The following is a 17,802-nucleotide window of genomic DNA, read 5'->3' on the forward strand; positions in this document are numbered from 1 at the left end:
CCCCCGATGCCCGTCCCCGCCATCGCCCCCTTGTCCCGCGAAGCGATGGAGCCCCGCTGGCGCGCGGTGGCGGAAACCGCGGACCAGGTCCGCGGCGAATCGACGCTGATCGAGGTGCTGGCCCAGGCGCCCGAGTTGCTCGGCTGGTACGATGACGGCTTCTACGCCGAGGTGTTCTTCAAGGGCCGCGTGGAACGGCGGGTTAAGGAGGTCCTGCGCCTCAGCCTCTCCACCATCCATGGCTGCGCCTTCTGCAACAAGGGCAACACGAAATCGGCGCTGGATGCCGGCGTCACGCCGGCGCAGATCGATGCCATCGGCGATATCGGCAATCCCGTCTTCGACGACCGCGACCGCGCCGTGATGCGCCTGGCCGCGGAAATGGCGCTGCCGAACATGCAGGGCGAATGCACGCCCGCCCTGCAGGCGGAACTCCGCCGCTTCTTCACCGAGGCCGAAGTGGTCGAACTCGCCATGGTCGCCGCGGTGCTGACCGGCATGGCCAAGATGCTGTTCGTCTTCGACCTGGTCAGCCGGGAAGCCACCTGCCCGATCGGGCCCAACGCCCTACGGTAGCGGCTCCACCCGCCAGCCGAATTCGCCCCGCCGCAGCATTACCGGCTCCGGCCCCGTCATGGCTGGAGGCGCGCCGCGCCAGGCGCAGAGCATGGCTTCCTCCTCCCCGGTCCAGCGCCAGAAGGTGAAGAAGGTGAAGCGTTCCGGCGCCCCTCGCGGCAGATGCTGCCAGGCCCGCACCAGGCCGTCGCGCGACAGGTCGAAGACCTCGATCCCATTGAGCGCCATGTAGTCGGAGGCCGAGACGGAGATCATCCAGCGCAGCTCCGGCGAGAAGCGCGGCTGGTCGGCCAGCGATTCCATCGCGCCATGGGCCCGGTCCACCCAGAGGAAATCGGCATGTTCGTAGTGCTGGCGCTGCACCAGATAGCCGCGCGGGGCATCGAAGACCGCGACCAGGCGATGGGTGACGCAGTCCGGATCGTCGAGGCCGCGGGCGCAGGCCGCGGAATCCGCCAGGCGGATCGGCTCCCGGTCCCCCTGCAGCACCAGCACGCCGTCCCCCTGGCGGGCCAGCGCCAGCGCTGCCGGTGTCGGCAGCGGGGTCGCCGCCCCGAAGCCGGGCGCGGCCACGAAGGGGTCGCCCTCTCCCTCGCAGGGCATGGCGGCCACAGCGAGGCCGGGCAGCAGCAGCAGGGCGGCGAGAACGGATCGCATGGCCGGCATGATGCCAGCGCCGCCTTGACGAATCACCAGCGCCATCGGCCCCCGCCGGCCGGGCCCGGGCTGACTCCGGCAGGCCAGGGCGCTACACCCTCGGCCATGGCCACCCACCCCCGCCGCCCGCCCGGCCAGCGCTGGATCAAGCGCCCGCCCCGGCCCTCCCGCGCCGCGCCGCCCCAGCCGGCGGTGCGCCAGAAGCCCGGCCGCACGCAGCTGCTCATGGCGGTCGGCACCGGCACCGCGGCCGGCATCGTCGCCGTCATCCTCGCCCAGCTCGCCGGCGCCCGGCCCGGCATCCCCGGCTTCGCCTTCGGCGTGGCCTTCTGCCTCGGCTTCATCCTGCTCTGGCGCGGCTTCGGCGGCACGGTGCAGGACATCAAGGACCTCTTCCGATGACACGCAAGCTCATCATCGCCGGCGCGCAGCTCGGCCCCATCCAGCGCGCGGACAGCCGCGCGGCGACGCTGGCGCGCCTGGTCGCGCTGCTGGAAGCGGCGGCCGCGAAGGGCGCGAAGCTCGTGGTCTTTCCGGAACTCGCCTTCACCACCTTCTTCCCGCGCTGGCCGATGGACCGCGACGCGCCGGAACTGGTCGGCTGCTTCGAAGCCGCCATGCCGAACCCGCAAGTGCAGCCGCTCTTCGACCGCGCGCGCGAACTCGGCGTCGGCTTCTACATCGGCTATGCGGAGCTGACGCCCGATGGCCACCGCTTCAACAGCGCCATCACCGTCGGCCCCGATGGCGCGATCCTGTTCAAGTACCGCAAGATCCACCTGCCCGGCAGCGACCATGTGAAGCCCGGCCAGACGTACCAGCAGCTCGAGAAGATGTATTTCGAGTATGGCGACATGGGGTTCCCGGTGCAGCGTGGCCCGGATGCCTGGGGCCGCCCGGTGCTCGGCATGCTGGTCTGCAACGACCGCCGCTGGCCGGAGGGCTGGCGCTGCCTCGGCCTGCAGGGCGTGGAACTCGTCATGGTCGGCTACAACTCCGCCGCCTACGATCCCAATGGCGGCGATGGCGAAAGCGAGGAACTGCGCACCTTCCACTCCATCCTCGCCGCCCAGTCCAACGCCTACATGAACGCCACCTGGGCGATCGCCGTCGCCAAGGCGGGCGTGGAGGATGGCGCGGGGCTGATCGGCGGTTCCGTGATCGTCGATCCCAACGGCCAGGTGGTGGCGCAGGCCACGACCAAGGGGGATGAGGTGATCGTGGCGGAGGTCGATTTCGACGCCTGCCGCCAGGGGAAGGAGAAGATGTTCAACTTCGCCCAGCACCGCCGCCCGCAGCACTACCGCCGCATCGTGGACCAGGTGGGCGCCGAGACGCCCGTCTGATCCATCCGCTCCGCCTGGGGTTCGAGTCGCCGGCCATCGCCGCGCGCGATAAGGGAACAGCATGTCCACACGCCGCCTGACCGTCGCCGCCGCCCAGATGGGTCCCCTCCAGAAGGCGGAGGGCCGCGACATCGCGATCGCCCGCATGGTCGCGCTGATGGAAAAGGCGGCGCGCCGCGGGGCGGAGGTCGTGGTCTTCCCCGAACTCGCGCTGACGACGTTCTTCCCGCGCTGGTACCACGAGAACCTGGCGGAAGCAGACCACTGGTACGAACACGCATTGCCGTCGAACGAGACGGCTTCCCTGTTCGACGCCGCCCGCCGCCTGAACATCGGCTTCCACCTGGGCTATGCGGAAAAGACGCCGGACGGCCGCCGCTTCAACACCGCGGTCTATGTCCATCCGAATGGCGAGATCGTGCTGAAATACCGCAAGGTCCACCTGCCCGGCCACGCGGAATACGACCCCGTCCGCCGCGTCCAGCACCTGGAGAAGCGCTATTTCGAGCCCGGCGACCTCGGCTTCCCCGTGGTCCGCGCGCCCCTCGGCGCCGCCGGTCCCGTCAATATCGGCATGATGATCTGCAACGACCGCCGCTGGCCGGAAGCCTGGCGCGTGCTCGGCCTGCAGCAGGTCGAACTCGTCATGCTCGGCTACAACACCCCCAGCCTGAACATGGAGAACCGGGGGTTCGAGGCGCATCACCTCCGCGTCGCGCACAGCCATCTGTCGATCCAGGCGGGCTGCTACCAGAATGCCTGCTTCGGCGTCGGCGTCGCCAAGGCGGGGACCGAGGATGGCCACGAACTCTTCGGCCATTCCATCATCGTCAACCCGCAGGGCGAGATCATGGCCCAGGCGACGAGCTGGGATGACGAGGTGATCGTCGCGGAATGCGACCTCGGCATGTGCGAACTCGGCCGGAACACGATCTTCAACTTCGCCCGCCACCGCCGCCCGGAACACTACACCCGCATCACCGCGCAGGTCGGCAGCGAAGCCCCGCCGGCCTGGACGCCGCGCGAAGGCTAGCCGCCGCCCCGCCGCCCGCGCTAAACCCCCGCCACGCCCCGATCGCGAAGGCCACGCATGACCGACCCTGCCGCCTACCCCGTCCTTTTCCGCGTCACCGCGGCGACAGAGCTGCGCCAGGGTCCGGGCGCGGACCAGAAGGCGGTCCGCGCCCTGCCCGCCGACCAGATCGTGGTGATGGTGGCGGAAGCCGTCGATGGCTGGGTCCAGGTGGAGGCCCCCGGCGGCCAGCAGGGCTATGCCCCGGTCGGGCTGCTCCGCCGCCAGGTCGCCGGCGCCAAGTCGCCGACCCATGTGACGGAAACCTTCCCCTGGCGGAATGTGGATCGCGTCAACCGCGATCCGAAGATGCTGCACCCCGCCTTCCGGGACCGCGCGCTGCGCGTCGTCAGCCGCCTCAACGCGGAAGGCATCCCCTTCGGAATCTATGAGGGCATGCGCGGCCCCTGGCGGCAGAACCACCTCTACGCCTCCGGCCGCAGCCGGTCGGGCCGGATGCTGACGCCGGTGCAGGCCTGGAACAGCCTGCACCAGTTCGGCCTGGCCGCCGATTTCGTCCTCGCCCTCGAAGGCCGCTGGTCCTGGGATGCGGATGAGGGCCAGGCCCATATGTGGGACCGCCTGGAAGCCGTCGGCCGCGACGAGGGCCTGGTCTCCAAGCCCGGCGAACGCCCGCACCTCCAGCTCGCCGGCATCACGGTCGAGGATCTGAAGAATGGCGGCCTGCCCCCCGGTGCGGACCCGGCCTGGGTCACCGCCTTCACCTGGGTGACGGATAGCTGGGACGGCAAGCCGGCCGGCCCGAAGGTCAAGTAGCCGCGCTACCTGGCGCGGGCCAACTCCCGCGCCAGCGTCTCCCGCTCCGGGCAGGCGCCGCAGCTGTTGGTGAGTTGCGCGAGGTTCGCCGCCGCCCCCGCGCGGTCCCCCATCTCCAGCATCAGGCTGCCCTGGTAGGCCAGGGCGCCCGGGTGGTTCGGGTTGCTGCCCAGCGCCAGCAGATAGGCCTCCATCGCCGCGTCGCGCCGGCCCATCCGGCGATGCGCGAAGGCGATGTAGACCAGGATGTCGGGATCGCCCGGCAGCCGGGCCAGCGCGGCCTCCAGCAGCGGCAGGCCGAGTTCGTAGCGACCACCCTCCACCAGCCGGGCGCCCTCCGCCACCTCCGGATCACCGGGCGGGTCCGGCAGCACCGCCAGCGCCGGCCCGGCCAGCAGGGCCAGGGCCAGGGCCATCACCACCGCGCGCATCATTCCGCCGCCAGGGCCAGCGCGGGGCGGCCCGCCACCACGGCCTGGATCGCCAGCGCCGCCGCCGCCTGGCAGGGCTCGATCACCGGTACCCCGCAGGCGGCCTCCACCGCCGCGCGATGGGCCGCCATGCCGGCGCAGCCCAGGATCACCGCCTCCGCCCCCTGGTCCACGATGCGCCGCGCCGCGGCGATCAGCGCGGCGCGCGGCGCCACCGGGTCCGTCAGCACATCCATCGGCAGGTTCAGCGGCACATGCCCGGCCAGCCGCGACTCCACCCCCATCGCCGCCATGGAACGCCGCTGCCGCGCGACGGAGGGATCGGCGAAGGCGATGATGCCGAAGCGGTCCGCCCGCGCCAGCGCCGCGGCGATGGCGCTGCGCAGCGGGCCGAAGACCGGCGCCTTCGTGACCGTCCGCACGGCGTCCACCCCCGGGTCCGACACGCAGGCGATGATGTAGGCCGCGGCGGGTTCCTGCTGCACCAGCTGGCACAGCGGTTCCGCCACGCTGAACCAGTCCCGCCAGGTCACCACCGCGGGCGGGCCGTCCCGCAAATCCGTCACCTCCAGCACCGGCATCCCCGGGGCGGCGAAGCCTGCCAGCGCCGCCGCGATCCCCCTGGTGCAGGCGGTGCTGCTGTTCGGGTTCACCACCAGGATACGCTCTGCCATCGCCCCGCTCCTTGCTGCCACCGCGGAGCCTTTCGCCCCGCCGCCGCGTTGACGCAGCATCCCGGACCAGGCCCGCGCCGACAAGCGCCGGGCTGGGCGAGGCCCGCCACTGCCACCCTGCCATGCAACCGCAACGCTTGATCCAGCCCCGGCGCCACGCCATGATGCAGTGCACAATTGGCGGGGCACGCCTGGGCTTCCCGGCCGTCACCGACGGCCGCCGCCCCGGTCGGGGCCACAACGCCGGAAGGGACGCCTCATCATGCGCTGGGAGCCCGATCGCTCGGTCGCCGCCCTGCCCTACACGCCCCCCACCAGCATCTGGCAGGCCGCCGGACGCGGGATGCGGAACCGTTGCCCCATCTGCGGGGTCGGGAAGGTCTTCAAGGGCTATCTGAAGGTGGTGGACGAATGTTCAAACTGCCACGCCCCGCTAGGCCGGCTGCGGGCGGATGACGCGCCGCCCTATTTCACCATCTTCGTCGCCGGCCACATCCTGTTCCCGCCGGTGCTGTGGATCGAGAAGGCGTACCAGCCGCCCATGTGGCTCCACATGGTCGTGTGGCTGCCGGCCTTCACCATCGCCTGCCTGCTGCTGCTGCCCCCCATCAAGGGCGCGACGGTCGGCTGGATGATGCGCCTCGGCTTCGATGGCTCCGAGCATGGCGCGGAGCCCATGCCCCGTCCCAGGCCCTCACCCGGAACGCCCGATGCCTGATCGCGTGCATGGCAAGCGGGACCTGGTCAGCATCGTGCTGCCGGACGCGACGCCGCTGCCCAGCCCCTATGCGGAGGCCGATCGCCGCCAGGCGGTGGAGGATCTCCTCGCCGGCAATTGCTTCCGCCCCGACGGGCTCGGGCATGGCCCCTATGGCCTGGCCATCGCGGTGCGCGACGGGCGCCTGATCCTCGATATCCGCGACGCGCAGGACCAGCCGCTGCATGCGCTGGTCCTGGCGCTCGGCCCCTTCCGCCGCCTGATCAAGGACTACCACCTGGTGGTGGAAAGCCATGAGAAGGCGGTCGCGGAAGGTGGGTCGGAGGCCCGGATCCAGGCCATCGACATGGGCCGCCGCGGTCTGCACAACGAGGGGGCGGAACTGCTGACCACCCGCCTCGCCGGCCGGGTCGAGATCGATTTCGAAACCGCGCGCCGCCTCTTCACCCTGGTCTGCGCGCTGCACCAGCGAATCTAGCGCGGGCGAATCTAGCGGGCGCGGGCCTCGCCGCTCACGGGATCGACGCGCAGTTCCACCTTGCGCCCATCCCGCGTGCGGTATTCGACCTTCCAGTAACCGCCATCATCCCAGTCCAGTTCCTCCAGATGCCCGAAATCCGGCCGCTGCTCGATCATCCGCAGCACGTCGGAAGCCGGCCGTGCATTGGCGGGCGGTGCCGCGGCCCATCCAGGCAGGGCGACCAGGGCGAGCATCGCGGCGGCGGGCAGGGTCAGGCGCATCATTCTTCCTTTCGTCACCGGCCCCCTGGATGAGGAGGCACCCGGCATGGTTCAACACAGCCTCTTCGGGAGACAGGCATGAAGATCGACGGCACCCCCTATCGCAGCGTCTGGGTCGACCAGGCCGATGGCTGGTCCGTCCGCATCTTCGACCAGACGAAGCTCCCCTGGTCGCTCGACATCCTGAGCCTGACGGATGAAGACCAGGTTGCCACCGCCATCCGGTCCATGCAGGTGCGCGGCGCGCCCCTGATCGGCGCCGTCGCGGCCTATGGCGTGGCCCTCGCGCTGCGAACCGATGCCTCCACCGCCACCCTGGACCGCGTCGTGGCCATGCTGGGGGAGACGCGGCCGACGGCGATCAACCTGCGCTGGGCGCTGGCCCGCATGCGCGGCGCCCTCCACAACCTGCCGGCCGCCGATCGCGTGGCCGCCGCCTATGCCGAGGCCGCCGCGATCTGCGACGATGATGTGGAGACCTGCCGCCGGATCGGCGAACACGGCCTGCCCCTGCTGCGGGACATCGCCGCGCGCAAGCAACCCGGGCAGCGCGTGAACATCCTGACCCATTGCAATGCCGGCTGGATCGCGACCGTGGATTACGGCACCGCGCTCTCCCCCATCTACCAGGCCCATGATGCCGGGCTGGACGTCCATGTCTGGGTGGATGAGACGCGGCCACGCAACCAGGGCGCGGCGCTGACGGCCTGGGAACTCGGCCGCCACGGCGTGCCGCACACCGTCATCGCCGACAATGCCGGCGGCCACCTGATGCAGCACGGGGCGGTCGACATCGTCATCGTCGGCACGGATCGCGTGACCCGCACCGGCGATGTCGCCAACAAGATCGGCACCTACCTCAAGGCCCTCGCCGCGCGGGACAATGGCGTGCCCTTCTGGGTCGCGCTCCCCCATTCCACGCTGGACATGACGGTCGCCGACGGCGTTGCGGAGATCCCGATAGAGGAACGCAACCCCGTCGAGATCACGGACCTCACCGGCCGCACGGCCGATGGACGGATCGAGACCATCCGCGTGGTGGCGGAAGGCAGCCCCGCCGCCAATCCCGCCTTCGATGTCACCCCCGCGCGCCTCGTCACCGGCCTGATCACCGAACGCGGCCGCTGCGAGGCCAGCGAGGCCGGGCTCCGCGCCCTCTATCCCGACAAGGGCTGAGAGGCGGGGCCCGGGGGCGCCCCGCCTGTCCCATCCTGTTCGCCCATTCCTTACAACTCCTTCATTCCTCCCGGCCTAGACGTCGCCCCGCAAGGCTAAGGGAGGTACGTCGATGGCCAGGTTCTCCATCCGCGAACAGATCATGGCGCTGACCGGCGCCTTTCTCCTGCTGCTCGCAGCCATGGGCATCGTCGCCGTCACCAAGGTCGGGGCGCTGCGCGACCAGATGGAGGAGGTCGCCACCAACTGGATGCCCAGCATCATGGCGGTCGCACGGATCGAGAACCTCACCAACGACATGCGCGTCTCGGTCCTGTCCCATGTCATGGCAAGCGACGGGAGCGAGATCGCCCAGTTCGAGCGCCGGCTGGACCAGACGCGCGCCAGGCTCGCCGATGCCCGGCGGGTCTATGAGGCGCTGATCTCCTCCCCCGAGGAAGCGGCGATCCACGCGCGGTGGCGCGATGCCTGGATGCGGTACGAGGCCGCGGTGGCCGATGCCCTGGCCCTGTCGCGCCGCAACGCGGATGAGGAGGCCCGGGCGATCATCAACAGCCGCGCCCGGCCCGCGGCGCTGGAGGCGATGGCGCGGATCGAGGAACTGGCCGAGCTGAACAATGCCGGCGGCCAGGCCGCGGCGGAGACGGCCAGGACCCTCGCCACCAGCGGCTTCCTGCTGATCGCGACGCTGGGCGCCCTGTCAGTGCTCGGCGCGGTGCTGGTCGGAACGGCGGTGATCCGCGGCCTGTCGCGCCAGATGGAGGCCGTGCTCCAGCCCATGGAAAGCCTCGCCCGCGGTGACCTGGCGGCGGCGGTGCCAAGCCTTCCGAAGCGGACCGAGATGGGACGCGTGGCCGACAAGCTCGGCAGCTTCAAGGCCGCGCTCATCGCCCAGCGGGACGCCGATGCGCAGGCGCTGCGCGACGCCGAGGAGAAGGCGAAGAAAGCCGCCACCCTTGCGCGCCTGGTCGCGGAATTCGAACGCAGCGCCGCCGCGGGGCTGCGCGGCGTGGCCGGTGCGGTGACGGAGCTGGATGCCATGGCTTCCGCCATGGCGGAGACAGCCAAGCGTGGCGAGGGCCAGGCTGTCGGCGTCACCACCGCCGCGACGGACGCCGCCGGCTCCGTGAACACGGTCGCCAGCTCGGCCGAGGAACTCGGCGCCTCGATCGGCGAAGTCGCCCGCCAGATCAGCGAAACCGCCCAGGTGGCCCGCCGCGCCAGCGACAACGCGCGCACGACCGATGGCACGGTCACGAACCTGTCGGAGGCCGCGCTCAAGATCGGCGACGTGGTGCGGCTGATCTCCGGCATTGCCGGTCAGACCAACCTGCTGGCGCTGAACGCCACCATCGAAGCCGCACGCGCCGGTGAACACGGCAAGGGCTTCGCCGTGGTGGCGAGCGAGGTGAAGACCCTGGCGGCGCAGACCACCAAGGCGACCGAGGAGATCAGCGGCCAGATCGCCGCGATGCAGGCGGAGACGAGCCGGGCGGTGGACGCCATCCGCGGCATCGTCGCCACCATTGGCCAGGTCGATGGCATCGCCATGCAGGTGGCCGCCGCGGCGGAACAACAGGCCGCCGCGACTCAGGAAATCATCCGCGCCGTGGTCGCGGCGTCCGCCGGCACGAAGCAGGTGTCAGACTTCGCGGAGGAGCTGATGCAGGGCGCCACCGCGACCGGCGCCGCCGCCACGCAGGTCGGCGCCTCCTCCCGTGAATTGTCGCAGCGGGCGGAAACGCTGCGGCGCGACGTGGATCAATTCCTCGACGGCGTTCGCGCGGCCTAGCAGGCGGCGTTCAAGTCAACGCAGCTCTCGCCCTAGAAGTGATTGAATCTAGGACAAGAAATGCGTTCAGATGATTCCATCTGAACGCAGCCTGCTAGCGCCCCGCCAGGGGCCCCTTCGCCGGCGTGGCGCCCGCGCCATCCAGCAGCCACAGCCCGGCCACCAGCGAGATGCCGCCAATTCCCGCCAGCGCCGCCGCGAAGAACGGCGGCACGCGCCCGGGCAGGGTCGCATCACCCATGACGAGCAGCACCGTCAGCAGGATCGCCAGCAGGCCGAGCACGACGAGGGTGAGCGCAAACCGGGGCATGGGGTTGGTTCCAGGGGCAGTGGTGAACATCAGCATCCCCCTTCTACGCACCCCATGGGGCGGGCACGGGCCGCTGGCGGGGCGAAATTGGGGCATGGCGTTAACGGCATCCTTCATGCTGCATACGAAAGAAGCACAGGATTTTCCGGGACTTGCACGCCCGGCCGCCATTCCGCCCTCCCGGCGGGCAATCGTGTCTCGAAATCAGGTGAATTCTCAGTAATCCGGGCCTGCGCCGCGTGGCGTCCGGGGCGCGCTGATGGGAGTGTCCCGGCCAGACCACACCAATGACCCGGAGGCCCGTCACCATGCGCCGTACCCTTGCCGCATGCCTGCTTGCATTCAGCACGCTCGCCGCAGCGCCCGCCAGCGCGCAGCAGCCGCCGCTGCGCTGCGCCGTGGACGGCACCTTCGCGCCCCACGCCTTCCCGCGCCTCGAAGGCGGCGTGCAGGGCTTCAACATCGACCTGTTCCGCGAAGTCGCGAAGCGCATGGGGCGCGAGATCGTCATCGACAGCGCGAGCTTCTCCGGCCTGGTCCCCGCCATGAATGCGGGCCGCTACGACTTCCTCTGCGCGCCGACGACCGCGACGGCGGAGCGCGCGCAGAACATGCTGCTGACGGAAGGCTACCTCTACACCGCCTTCCAGTTCGGCATCCGCCGCGGCAGCGCGCCGATCCGCAGCCTGGACGATCTGCGCGGCAAGGCGATCACGGTGAACAAGGGCAGCGCCTATGATGCCTGGGCGGCGGCGAATGCGGAGCGCCTCGGCTTCACCGTGCAGACCTATGACACGCAGACGGATGCGGTGCAGGCCGTGATCTCCGGCCGCGCCTACGCCAATCTCGGCGGCAACACCGTGGTCCGCTATGCCGCGTCGCGCACGCCGCAATTCATCGCCGACTTCGTCATGACCGACACGCGCGCCCATTGGTCCGCGCCGCTGCCGCTGGGTTCCACCGCCATGCGCGTGCAGCTGGAGAACGCGCTGGAATGCATGAAGCGGGACGGCACCATTGCGCGGCTGTCGCAGCAGTGGTTCGGCAGCGCGCCGGCGGCCGACGACGCCGAGAACACGGTATTCCCGGGCACCGGCGTGCCGGGCCTCGCCAACTACGACCCGACGCCGCGCGAACCCCGTTGCTGATCCTGGCTGCCACGACGCCCTCTTCCCCCCTGCGGGGAAGAGGGATGCCTGAAGCCGGAGTCCCCGCCGCATGACGGGCTGGGAAAAATTCGCCTTCTCCTTCCTGAACCCCCGGGTCGCGGCGGAATACGCACCGAAGATCATCGAGGGTCTCGGCCTCACCATCCTGCTGGCCGCCTGCATCATCGCGACCGGCCTGGTCGCGGGCCTTGTGCTGGCCACCATCCGCGCGCTCGGCATCCGGCCGCTGAACTGGCTCATCATCTTCACGGTCGATGTGTTCCGCGCGCTGCCGCCGCTGGTCATCATCGTGCTGATCTATTTCGGCCTGCCCAATGCGGGCATCGACTTCTCCGGCTTCGGCGCCACCTGGCTCGCGCTCTCCCTGGTGCTGATGGCCTTCGCGGAGGAGATCTACTGGGCCGGCATCTGCGCCGTGCCCGCGGGGCAGTGGGAGGCATCGCGCGCGCTCGGCCTGCGCTTCCTGCCGACACTGTTCCGCATCGTCCTGCCCCAGGCCATCCGCATCGCCATCCCGCCGCTGGTCAACCGCACCATCGCCATCACCAAGGGCACCGCGCTGGGTTCCGTCGTGGCCGTCGCGGAGATCCTCGGCGCCGCGCAATCCGCCATGGCCTTCTCCGGCAACCCGACGCCGCTGACGCTGGGCGCCATCGCCTACATCATCCTCTTCCTCCCCGTCGTCTTCGCCGGGCGATGGATCGAGACGAAATTCGCCTGGAAGCGCTGATGGAAGACTTCATCGAGACCTTCCTGAACCTGGACATCGCGCGCCAGGCCAGCCCCATCCTCATCCAGGGCCTGATCCAGACGCTGCTGCTGGCGGCGATGACGGTGCCGCTCGGCCTCGGTGCCGGGATCATCCTGGCGGTGCTGTCCACGCGGAAGAACCCCTGGCTGCGCTATCCGCTGATGGCCTTCGTCGATTTCTTCCGCGCCATCCCGCCGCTGGTGCTGCTGATCTTCCTCTATGCCGGCCTGCCCTTCGCGGGCGTGGATCTCGGCGCCTGGGGCGCGGTCGCGCTCGGCTTCCTGCTCAACACCGGCGCCTACTACGCGGAAATCCTGCGCGCGGGGATCGAGAGCGTGCCCCGTGGCCAGCCGGAGGCCGCGCGTGCGCTCGGGCTTCGCCCCTGGCAGGTCTGGGTCTTCATCGTGCTGCCCCAGGCCGTGCGCAACGTGCTGCCGGACCTGATCTCCAATACGCTGGAGGTGGTGAAGCTCACCTCCATCGCCAGCGTCGTGGCGCTGCCGGAGTTGCTCTTCCAGGCCCGCCAGGCGCAGAGCGTGACCTACAACGCGACGCCGATCATGGTCGCCGCGCTGGCCTATTTCATCCTGCTCTGGCCCTGCGTCAGGCTGCTGTCACGGCTGGAGAACAAGCAGATCGCGGGGAAGCGGTAACGCTCAGAACCTCAGCCCCATCGCCCGCACCATCGCGCTGTCCTCCGCGTAGAATTCCCGCGCATAGCGCGCGTAGTCGGCGCCATTCGCGTACATCAGCGGCATGTTGAAACGCTCCAGGATGGCGAGATGCGCGGGGTCCCGCAGCGCGTCGCGGAAGGCGTCGTGCAGCGCGGCGACGATTTCCGGGTCCATCCCCTTCGGCCCCGCCAGGCCATAGGGGGACGAATTCACCACCGGCACGCCCGCCTCCCGCAGGGTCGGCGCCATGGTGAAGCGCGCGGGCCGCTCCTCCCCCCAGGTCGCCAGCAGGCGCAGGCGGCCATCCAGCACCAGCTCCGCCCAGACGCTGCTCTCGGCCGAGACATTGATCTGCCCGCCCAGCAGCGCCTGGATGTTGTCCGCACCGCCGCGGAACGGGACATGCACCCATTGGATGCCGCCTGACAGCTGCGCGATGCGCTCCATCGTCACATCCAGCGTGGCCACGCCGGGGGTGCCATAGGTGATCTTCCCGGGATTGGCCCGCGCATCCGCCAGCAATTCCTGCAAGGTCCGCCACGGCGCATCGGCGCGCACGACGATGCCGAAGGTGTAGCCCACAAGGCGGATCACCCAGGTGAAATCCTCCAGCGGGTCGTAGCTCGGCCGCGCCATCATCACGGGGATGCGGAAGATGGAGTTCGGCATGCAGGACAGCGTGTAGCCATCCGGCCTGGTGCCCTGCGCCAGCGCCGTGGCACCCAGGCTGCCGCCGGCGCCGGGCCGGTTCTCGATGACGATGGGCTGGCCGAGCCGCCGCGACGCGCCCTCGCACAGCGCCCGCATCTGGATATCCGTGGTGCCGCCTGGCGGGAAGGGAACCAGCACGCGGATGGCACGGTCCGGGAAGCGCCCCTGAGCCAGCGCGGGCGTTGCCAGCACCATTCCCAGCGCGGCGCGGCGGCCCAAGCGGAATCCCTGCATGGATCGTTTCTCCCCAAGAATTTCTTGGGAATCAGACTGCCTCGGGCAGGCCCCCCGCTGCAACCACGACGCGCAGATGGTGGTCCACATCGCCGAACAGCGTGCCGATCATGGTCAGCCGCTTGAAGTAGTGGCCGGCCTTGTATTCCTCCGTCATCGCGATGCCGCCATGGAGCTGGATCGCATCCTTGCCGAGCTGGTCGGCCAGCTTCGCGACCAGCGCCTTGGCCGCGGACAGCGCCGTGCGCCGCGCCGCCGCATCGCCGGACTGCACCATCATCGCGGCATACATCGCCATGCTGCGCGCCTGTTCCGTCGCCACCAGCATATCCGCCGCGCGGTGCTGCAGGGCCTGGAAATTGCCGATGGCCTGGCCGAATTGCTGGCGCTGCTTCAGGTAGTCCACCGTCAGGTCGCGCAGCACATCCATCGCACCCAGCGCCTCGGCACACAGCGCCGCATTCGCCTCATCCACCACCAGCTCGATCAGCGGCAGCGCCTGGCCTTCATGGCCCAGCAGGGCGTCCGCGGGCACCCGCGCGCCCTCCAGCACCAATTCGGCCGCCCGCAGCCCGTCCTGCGTCGCGTAGCCGCGGCGCGTGACGCCAGGCGTGGCGGGGTCCAGCAGGAACAGGCTGATCCCCTCCCGGTCCCGCCGCGCGCCCGATGTGCGGGCGGAGACGATGATCCGGTCCGCGCTGTCGCCGGCCAGCACGACGCCCTTGGCGCCATCCAGCACCCAATCCGCGCCATCCCGCCGCGCCGCCGTCGCGACGTCATGCAGATCATGCCGCGCCTGGCGTTCCTGATGCGCGAAGGCGAGGACCATGGAACCCTCGACGACGGAGGGCAGGATCGCCTCGCGCTGCGCCTCGCTCCCCGCCCGTCGCAGCAGCCCGCCCGCCAGCACCACCGTCGCCAGGAAGGGCTCCAGCACCAGGCCGCGGCCGAAGGCTTCCATGACGATCATCGTCTCCACCGGCCCACCCCCGAAGCCGCCATCGGCCTCGTCGAAGGGCAGGCCGAGCAGCCCCATCTCCGCCAGCGCCTGCCAATTGGCATCGGCGAAGCCCCGCGGCGCGGCGCGGTATCCCTTCCGGTGCTCGAAGTCGCCATAGGCATGGGTGAGGAGGCGATTGACGCTCTCGCTCAGCATGCGCTGTTCGTCGGTCAGGTCGAAATCCATCGGTGATCAGAGCCCCAGAAAGGCTTTTGCGATGATGTTGCGCTGGATCTCGTTGCTGCCACCGTAGATCGAGACCTTGCGGTAGTTGAAGAACAGCGGCGCCGCCGCATCCGCCCATTCCGGCCCGACGGAGGGCAGGTTCAGCCCTTCCTCCTCCCGGTCCGGCCGCGGCATCGCATAGGGGCCGGCGACATCGACCAGAAGCTGGGTCGCCTGCTGCTGGATCTCGCTGCCCTTGATCTTGAGGATCGACGATGAAGGATCGGGCTTGTCCGATGCCTTCGTCCGCTGCGCGGCCACGACGCGCATCTGCGTGATCTCCAGCGCCTTCAGCTCGATCTCGGACCAGGCGAGGCGGCGGCGGAAGTCGGGATCATCCCAGACCATCCCCTCCCCGGCCGGCGTCTCCTGCGCCAGGCGCTTCACCCGCGCCAGGCGTTCCTTGGTCAGCCCGATGCGCGCGATGCCGATGCGTTCGTTGGAGAGGAGGAACTTCGCATAGTCCCACCCCTTGTTGACCTGGCCGACCAGGTTCTCCGCCGGCACGCGCACATCGTCGAAGAAGACCTCATTCACCTCATGCCCGCCATCGATGGTGATGATGGGGCGGATGGTGATGCCCGGCGTCTTCATGTCGATCAGCAGGAAGGAGATGCCCTGCTGCTTCTTCGCCGCCGGGTCCGTCCGCACCAGGCAGAAGATCCAGTCGGCATATTGTCCCAGTGTCGTCCAGGTCTTCTGCCCGTTGACGACATATTCGTCGCCTTCAAGCTTCGCGGTGGTCTTCAGCGATGCAAGGTCCGACCCCGCCCCGGGTTCGGAAAAGCCCTGCGCCCACCAGATATCCAGCGTCGCCGTCGACGGAAGAAACCGTTCCTTCTGCGCCTGGGAGCCGAAGGTCGCGATGACCGGCCCCACCATGTTCACGTTGAAGGACAGCGGCTGCGGCACGGCGCAGGCCTGGATTTCTTCGGAAAAGATGTAGCGCTGCACCGGCGACCAGTCCTTGCCGCCCCATTCCAGCGGCCAGTTCGGCGTCGCCATCCCATGCGCGTGCAGGACGCGCTGCGTCGTCACGATATCCTCGCGCGACAGCTTCCGCCCCTCGCTCACCTTGCGGCGGATCTCCGCGGGGATCTGGGTCTTGAAGAAGGTGCGGAGGTCGTCGCGGAAGGCGATCTCGTCCGGCGTGTAGCGGAGGTCCATGGCGTCTCTCCTAGTGGTGGGCCGCGCGCGCGGCTTCCTCGTCCCGCAGCGTCGCGGCCATCAGCTTCCCGGCCGCGCTGCGCGGCAGGCTTTCGCGGATTTCCAGCGCCGAAGGCAGTTCATGCTTGCCGAGCCGGTCGGCCAGAAATGCGCGCAATTCGTCGAGCGTGAAGGGGGCCGCACCCGGCTTCAACGCACAGAAGGCCTTGGCGGCCTGGCCGCGATAATCGTCCGGCACGCCGATGACGATGCATTCCGCGACGGCGGGATGTTCGTAGATCGCCTGCTCGATCTGCGCAGGATAGACGTTGAAGCCGCCGGACAGGATCATGTTCTTGCGGCGATCGACCAGGGTGAAATAGCCCTGTTCGTCCATCCAGCCGACGTCGCTTGTCAGGAACCAGCCATCGACGAAGGTGTCGGCATTTTCGCGCCCCCAATAGCCCACGAAGACATTGGGGCCGCGCACCGCCATCTCCCCCACCTCACCGGGCGGCAGCACCCGCCTGGGGTCGTCCAGCGCCACGATCCGGGCATCCACGCCCGGCAGCGGCAGGCCGATCAGCCCCGCGCGGCGCGGCGCATGGGGCGGCAGGCGCGTGCCAGCCGGCCCCGTCTCCGTCATCCCCCAGCCGCCGCCGATACGCTGGCCGAGCACCGCTTCCAGCCTCTGCTGCACCTCATGCGGCATGGGCGCGCCGCCGGAACTCAACTGCCGCAGGGAGGAGAGGTCCCGCTTCTCGATCCCCGGCAGGTTGAGGATGCCGATCCACATGGTCGGCACGCCGGGGAAGGTCGTGATGCGCAGCCGCTCCACATCATCCGCCCAGGCGGCCGCGTCGAAGCGCACGCGCAGATGGCACAGCGCGCCTTCCGACATCTGCCGCAGCAGCACGGCGGTCAGCGCGAAGATGTGAAACAGCGGCAGCGCCACCAGCACCCGCGCCGTGCCCTCGGGCAGGGAGGTCGCGTCCCGCCACGCCTTGTAGCAGGCGACCGTCGCCGTCAGGTTCCCATGCGTCAGCATCGCGCCCTTCGGCGTGCCCGTGGTGCCGCCGGTGTATTGCAGCAGCGCGATATCCTCGACGCCGATCGCGGGCCATGCGAGCGGCAAATCCGCTTCGGGCAACTCGAAAAAGTCGTTCGCCGCATCCTCGCCGCCCCAGCGCGCCTCCGGCGCCAGGAACACGTCGCGCACCGCGCCCGTCTCAAGCAGCCATTGCGCGTTCGCCACCAGCGACCCGAAGCCGGTGGTGATGACGCAGGTGGCGCCCGCATCCCGCGCCTTGTGCGCGATCTCCCGCTTCGCATCCAGCGCCGAGAGATGCACCACCCGCGCCCCCGTCCGCAGCACGGCGAAGAAGCAGAGCGGATGCCAGGGCGTGTTCGGCAGGTAGAGCGCGACGCAATCCCCGCGCCCGACGCCCCGCGCCATCAGCCCCGCCGCGATGCGGTCCGACCAGTCACGCAGTTCGGCGTAGCGCAGCAGATGCCCGCGATACTCCAGCGCGGGCAGGCCAGAAAAACGCGTGGCGACGTCGTCCAGGAACCCCGGCAGCGTGCCCGTCCGGATGGGCACGTCCCACCGGCATTCCGGCGGG

21 protein-coding genes are annotated in these 17,802 nt (G+C 69.9%); 12 read left to right on the forward strand and 9 right to left on the reverse strand.

Going from position 1 to position 17,802, the window contains the following annotated elements; all coding sequences use genetic code 11:
• The first annotated feature begins 6 nt into the window (after positions 1 to 6).
• Positions 7 to 576 (forward strand): carboxymuconolactone decarboxylase family protein, encoded by a 570-nt coding sequence (locus tag BM041_RS07335; RefSeq protein ID WP_092957907.1) that lies wholly within the window; start codon positions 7 to 9, stop codon positions 574 to 576.
• Here the strand turns inward: BM041_RS07335 and BM041_RS07340 are convergent.
• Positions 568 to 1,233 (reverse strand): hypothetical protein, encoded by a 666-nt coding sequence (locus tag BM041_RS07340; protein WP_139225986.1) that lies wholly within the window; start codon positions 1,231 to 1,233, stop codon positions 568 to 570. The two genes, BM041_RS07335 and BM041_RS07340, sit on opposite strands and share 9 nt — an antisense overlap.
• A 105-nt stretch (positions 1,234 to 1,338) precedes the next feature.
• On the opposite strand from BM041_RS07340, the gene BM041_RS07345 reads away from it, so the two are divergent.
• The 4 genes from BM041_RS07345 (at position 1,339) to BM041_RS07360 (ending at position 4,428) form a co-directional block, all read left to right on the forward strand.
• Positions 1,339 to 1,635, forward strand: coding sequence for a hypothetical protein (locus BM041_RS07345; RefSeq protein ID WP_092957913.1), 297 nt, complete (start codon positions 1,339 to 1,341; stop codon positions 1,633 to 1,635).
• Complete coding sequence (locus tag BM041_RS07350) at positions 1,632 to 2,579, forward strand: nitrilase-related carbon-nitrogen hydrolase (RefSeq protein WP_092957916.1); 948 nt, start codon at positions 1,632 to 1,634, stop codon at positions 2,577 to 2,579. Before BM041_RS07345 ends, BM041_RS07350 begins: the two co-directional genes overlap by 4 nt.
• Positions 2,580 to 2,640: 61 nt before the next feature.
• Positions 2,641 to 3,612 carry an N-carbamoyl-D-amino-acid hydrolase gene (locus BM041_RS07355; protein ID WP_092957919.1) on the forward strand — a complete coding sequence of 324 codons (972 nt, stop codon included), beginning with the start codon at positions 2,641 to 2,643 and terminating at the stop codon, positions 3,610 to 3,612.
• Positions 3,613 to 3,669: 57 nt separating this feature from the next.
• Complete coding sequence (locus BM041_RS07360) at positions 3,670 to 4,428, forward strand: SH3 domain-containing protein (protein ID WP_092957922.1); 759 nt, start codon at positions 3,670 to 3,672, stop codon at positions 4,426 to 4,428.
• A 5-nt stretch (positions 4,429 to 4,433) separates the two neighbouring features.
• Here BM041_RS07360 and BM041_RS07365 read toward each other — a convergent pair whose 3' ends face one another.
• A complete protein-coding gene (locus BM041_RS07365) occupies positions 4,434 to 4,844 on the reverse strand; it encodes a tetratricopeptide repeat protein (protein WP_175533798.1) in 411 nt (136 codons plus the stop codon).
• Between the two features lie 14 nt (positions 4,845 to 4,858).
• A complete protein-coding gene (locus BM041_RS07370) occupies positions 4,859 to 5,533 on the reverse strand; it encodes an aspartate/glutamate racemase family protein (RefSeq protein ID WP_092957928.1) in 675 nt (224 codons plus the stop codon).
• A 262-nt stretch (positions 5,534 to 5,795) separates the two neighbouring features.
• Here BM041_RS07370 and BM041_RS07375 point away from each other — a divergent pair, with 262 nt between their 5' ends.
• Together BM041_RS07375 and BM041_RS07380 are read left to right on the forward strand one after the other, a co-directional pair.
• Positions 5,796 to 6,251 (forward strand): DUF983 domain-containing protein, encoded by a 456-nt coding sequence (locus tag BM041_RS07375; protein WP_092957931.1) that lies wholly within the window; start codon positions 5,796 to 5,798, stop codon positions 6,249 to 6,251.
• Positions 6,244 to 6,729, forward strand: coding sequence for a UPF0262 family protein (locus BM041_RS07380; protein ID WP_092957934.1), 486 nt, complete (start codon positions 6,244 to 6,246; stop codon positions 6,727 to 6,729). Before BM041_RS07375 ends, BM041_RS07380 begins: the two co-directional genes overlap by 8 nt.
• A gap of 11 nt (positions 6,730 to 6,740) precedes the next feature.
• Here BM041_RS07380 and BM041_RS07385 read toward each other — a convergent pair whose 3' ends face one another.
• Positions 6,741 to 6,995 (reverse strand): PepSY domain-containing protein, encoded by a 255-nt coding sequence (locus tag BM041_RS07385; RefSeq protein ID WP_245761969.1) that lies wholly within the window; start codon positions 6,993 to 6,995, stop codon positions 6,741 to 6,743.
• A gap of 75 nt (positions 6,996 to 7,070) precedes the next feature.
• Between BM041_RS07385 and mtnA the strand changes: the two genes are divergently transcribed.
• Complete coding sequence (gene mtnA / locus BM041_RS07390; protein ID WP_092957937.1) at positions 7,071 to 8,168, forward strand: S-methyl-5-thioribose-1-phosphate isomerase; 1,098 nt, start codon at positions 7,071 to 7,073, stop codon at positions 8,166 to 8,168.
• Positions 8,169 to 8,280: 112 nt separating this feature from the next.
• Positions 8,281 to 9,960 carry a methyl-accepting chemotaxis protein gene (locus BM041_RS07395; protein ID WP_092957940.1) on the forward strand — a complete coding sequence of 560 codons (1,680 nt, stop codon included), beginning with the start codon at positions 8,281 to 8,283 and terminating at the stop codon, positions 9,958 to 9,960.
• A 94-nt stretch (positions 9,961 to 10,054) separates the two neighbouring features.
• On the opposite strand, the gene BM041_RS07400 is transcribed toward BM041_RS07395, so the two are convergent.
• Positions 10,055 to 10,270, reverse strand: coding sequence for a hypothetical protein (locus BM041_RS07400; RefSeq protein WP_092957943.1), 216 nt, complete (start codon positions 10,268 to 10,270; stop codon positions 10,055 to 10,057).
• Between the two features lie 308 nt (positions 10,271 to 10,578).
• Between BM041_RS07400 and BM041_RS07405 the strand changes: the two genes are divergently transcribed.
• The 3 genes from BM041_RS07405 to BM041_RS07415 all read left to right on the forward strand — a co-directional run bounded on the left by BM041_RS07405 (position 10,579) and on the right by BM041_RS07415 (position 12,843).
• On the forward strand, positions 10,579 to 11,418 hold the full coding sequence (locus BM041_RS07405) for a transporter substrate-binding domain-containing protein (RefSeq protein WP_092957946.1): 840 nt from the start codon (positions 10,579 to 10,581) through the stop codon (positions 11,416 to 11,418).
• A 70-nt stretch (positions 11,419 to 11,488) separates the two neighbouring features.
• Positions 11,489 to 12,169, forward strand: coding sequence for an amino acid ABC transporter permease (locus BM041_RS07410; protein ID WP_092957949.1), 681 nt, complete (start codon positions 11,489 to 11,491; stop codon positions 12,167 to 12,169).
• Positions 12,169 to 12,843, forward strand: coding sequence for an amino acid ABC transporter permease (locus BM041_RS07415; RefSeq protein WP_092957952.1), 675 nt, complete (start codon positions 12,169 to 12,171; stop codon positions 12,841 to 12,843). Before BM041_RS07410 ends, BM041_RS07415 begins: the two co-directional genes overlap by 1 nt.
• 3 nt (positions 12,844 to 12,846) lie before the next feature.
• Here the strand turns inward: BM041_RS07415 and BM041_RS07420 are convergent, their stop codons facing one another.
• The 4 genes from BM041_RS07420 to BM041_RS07435 are packed head-to-tail and all read right to left on the reverse strand — an operon-like array spanning position 12,847 to position 17,780.
• Entirely contained in the window at positions 12,847 to 13,809 is a 963-nt protein-coding gene (locus BM041_RS07420; RefSeq protein ID WP_217648654.1) for a tripartite tricarboxylate transporter substrate binding protein, read from the reverse strand.
• Between the two features lie 31 nt (positions 13,810 to 13,840).
• Entirely contained in the window at positions 13,841 to 14,995 is a 1,155-nt protein-coding gene (locus BM041_RS07425) for an acyl-CoA dehydrogenase family protein (RefSeq protein WP_092957955.1), read from the reverse strand.
• A 6-nt stretch (positions 14,996 to 15,001) separates the two neighbouring features.
• Positions 15,002 to 16,201 (reverse strand): acyl-CoA dehydrogenase family protein, encoded by a 1,200-nt coding sequence (locus tag BM041_RS07430; protein WP_092957958.1) that lies wholly within the window; start codon positions 16,199 to 16,201, stop codon positions 15,002 to 15,004.
• 10 nt (positions 16,202 to 16,211) lie between these two features.
• Entirely contained in the window at positions 16,212 to 17,780 is a 1,569-nt protein-coding gene (locus BM041_RS07435; RefSeq protein WP_245761970.1) for an AMP-binding protein, read from the reverse strand.
• Between the last annotated feature and the right edge of the window lie 22 nt (positions 17,781 to 17,802).

This window comes from Falsiroseomonas stagni DSM 19981 (genome assembly GCF_900114315.1).
GTDB classification, from domain to species: Bacteria; Pseudomonadota; Alphaproteobacteria; order Acetobacterales; family Acetobacteraceae; genus Falsiroseomonas; species Falsiroseomonas stagni.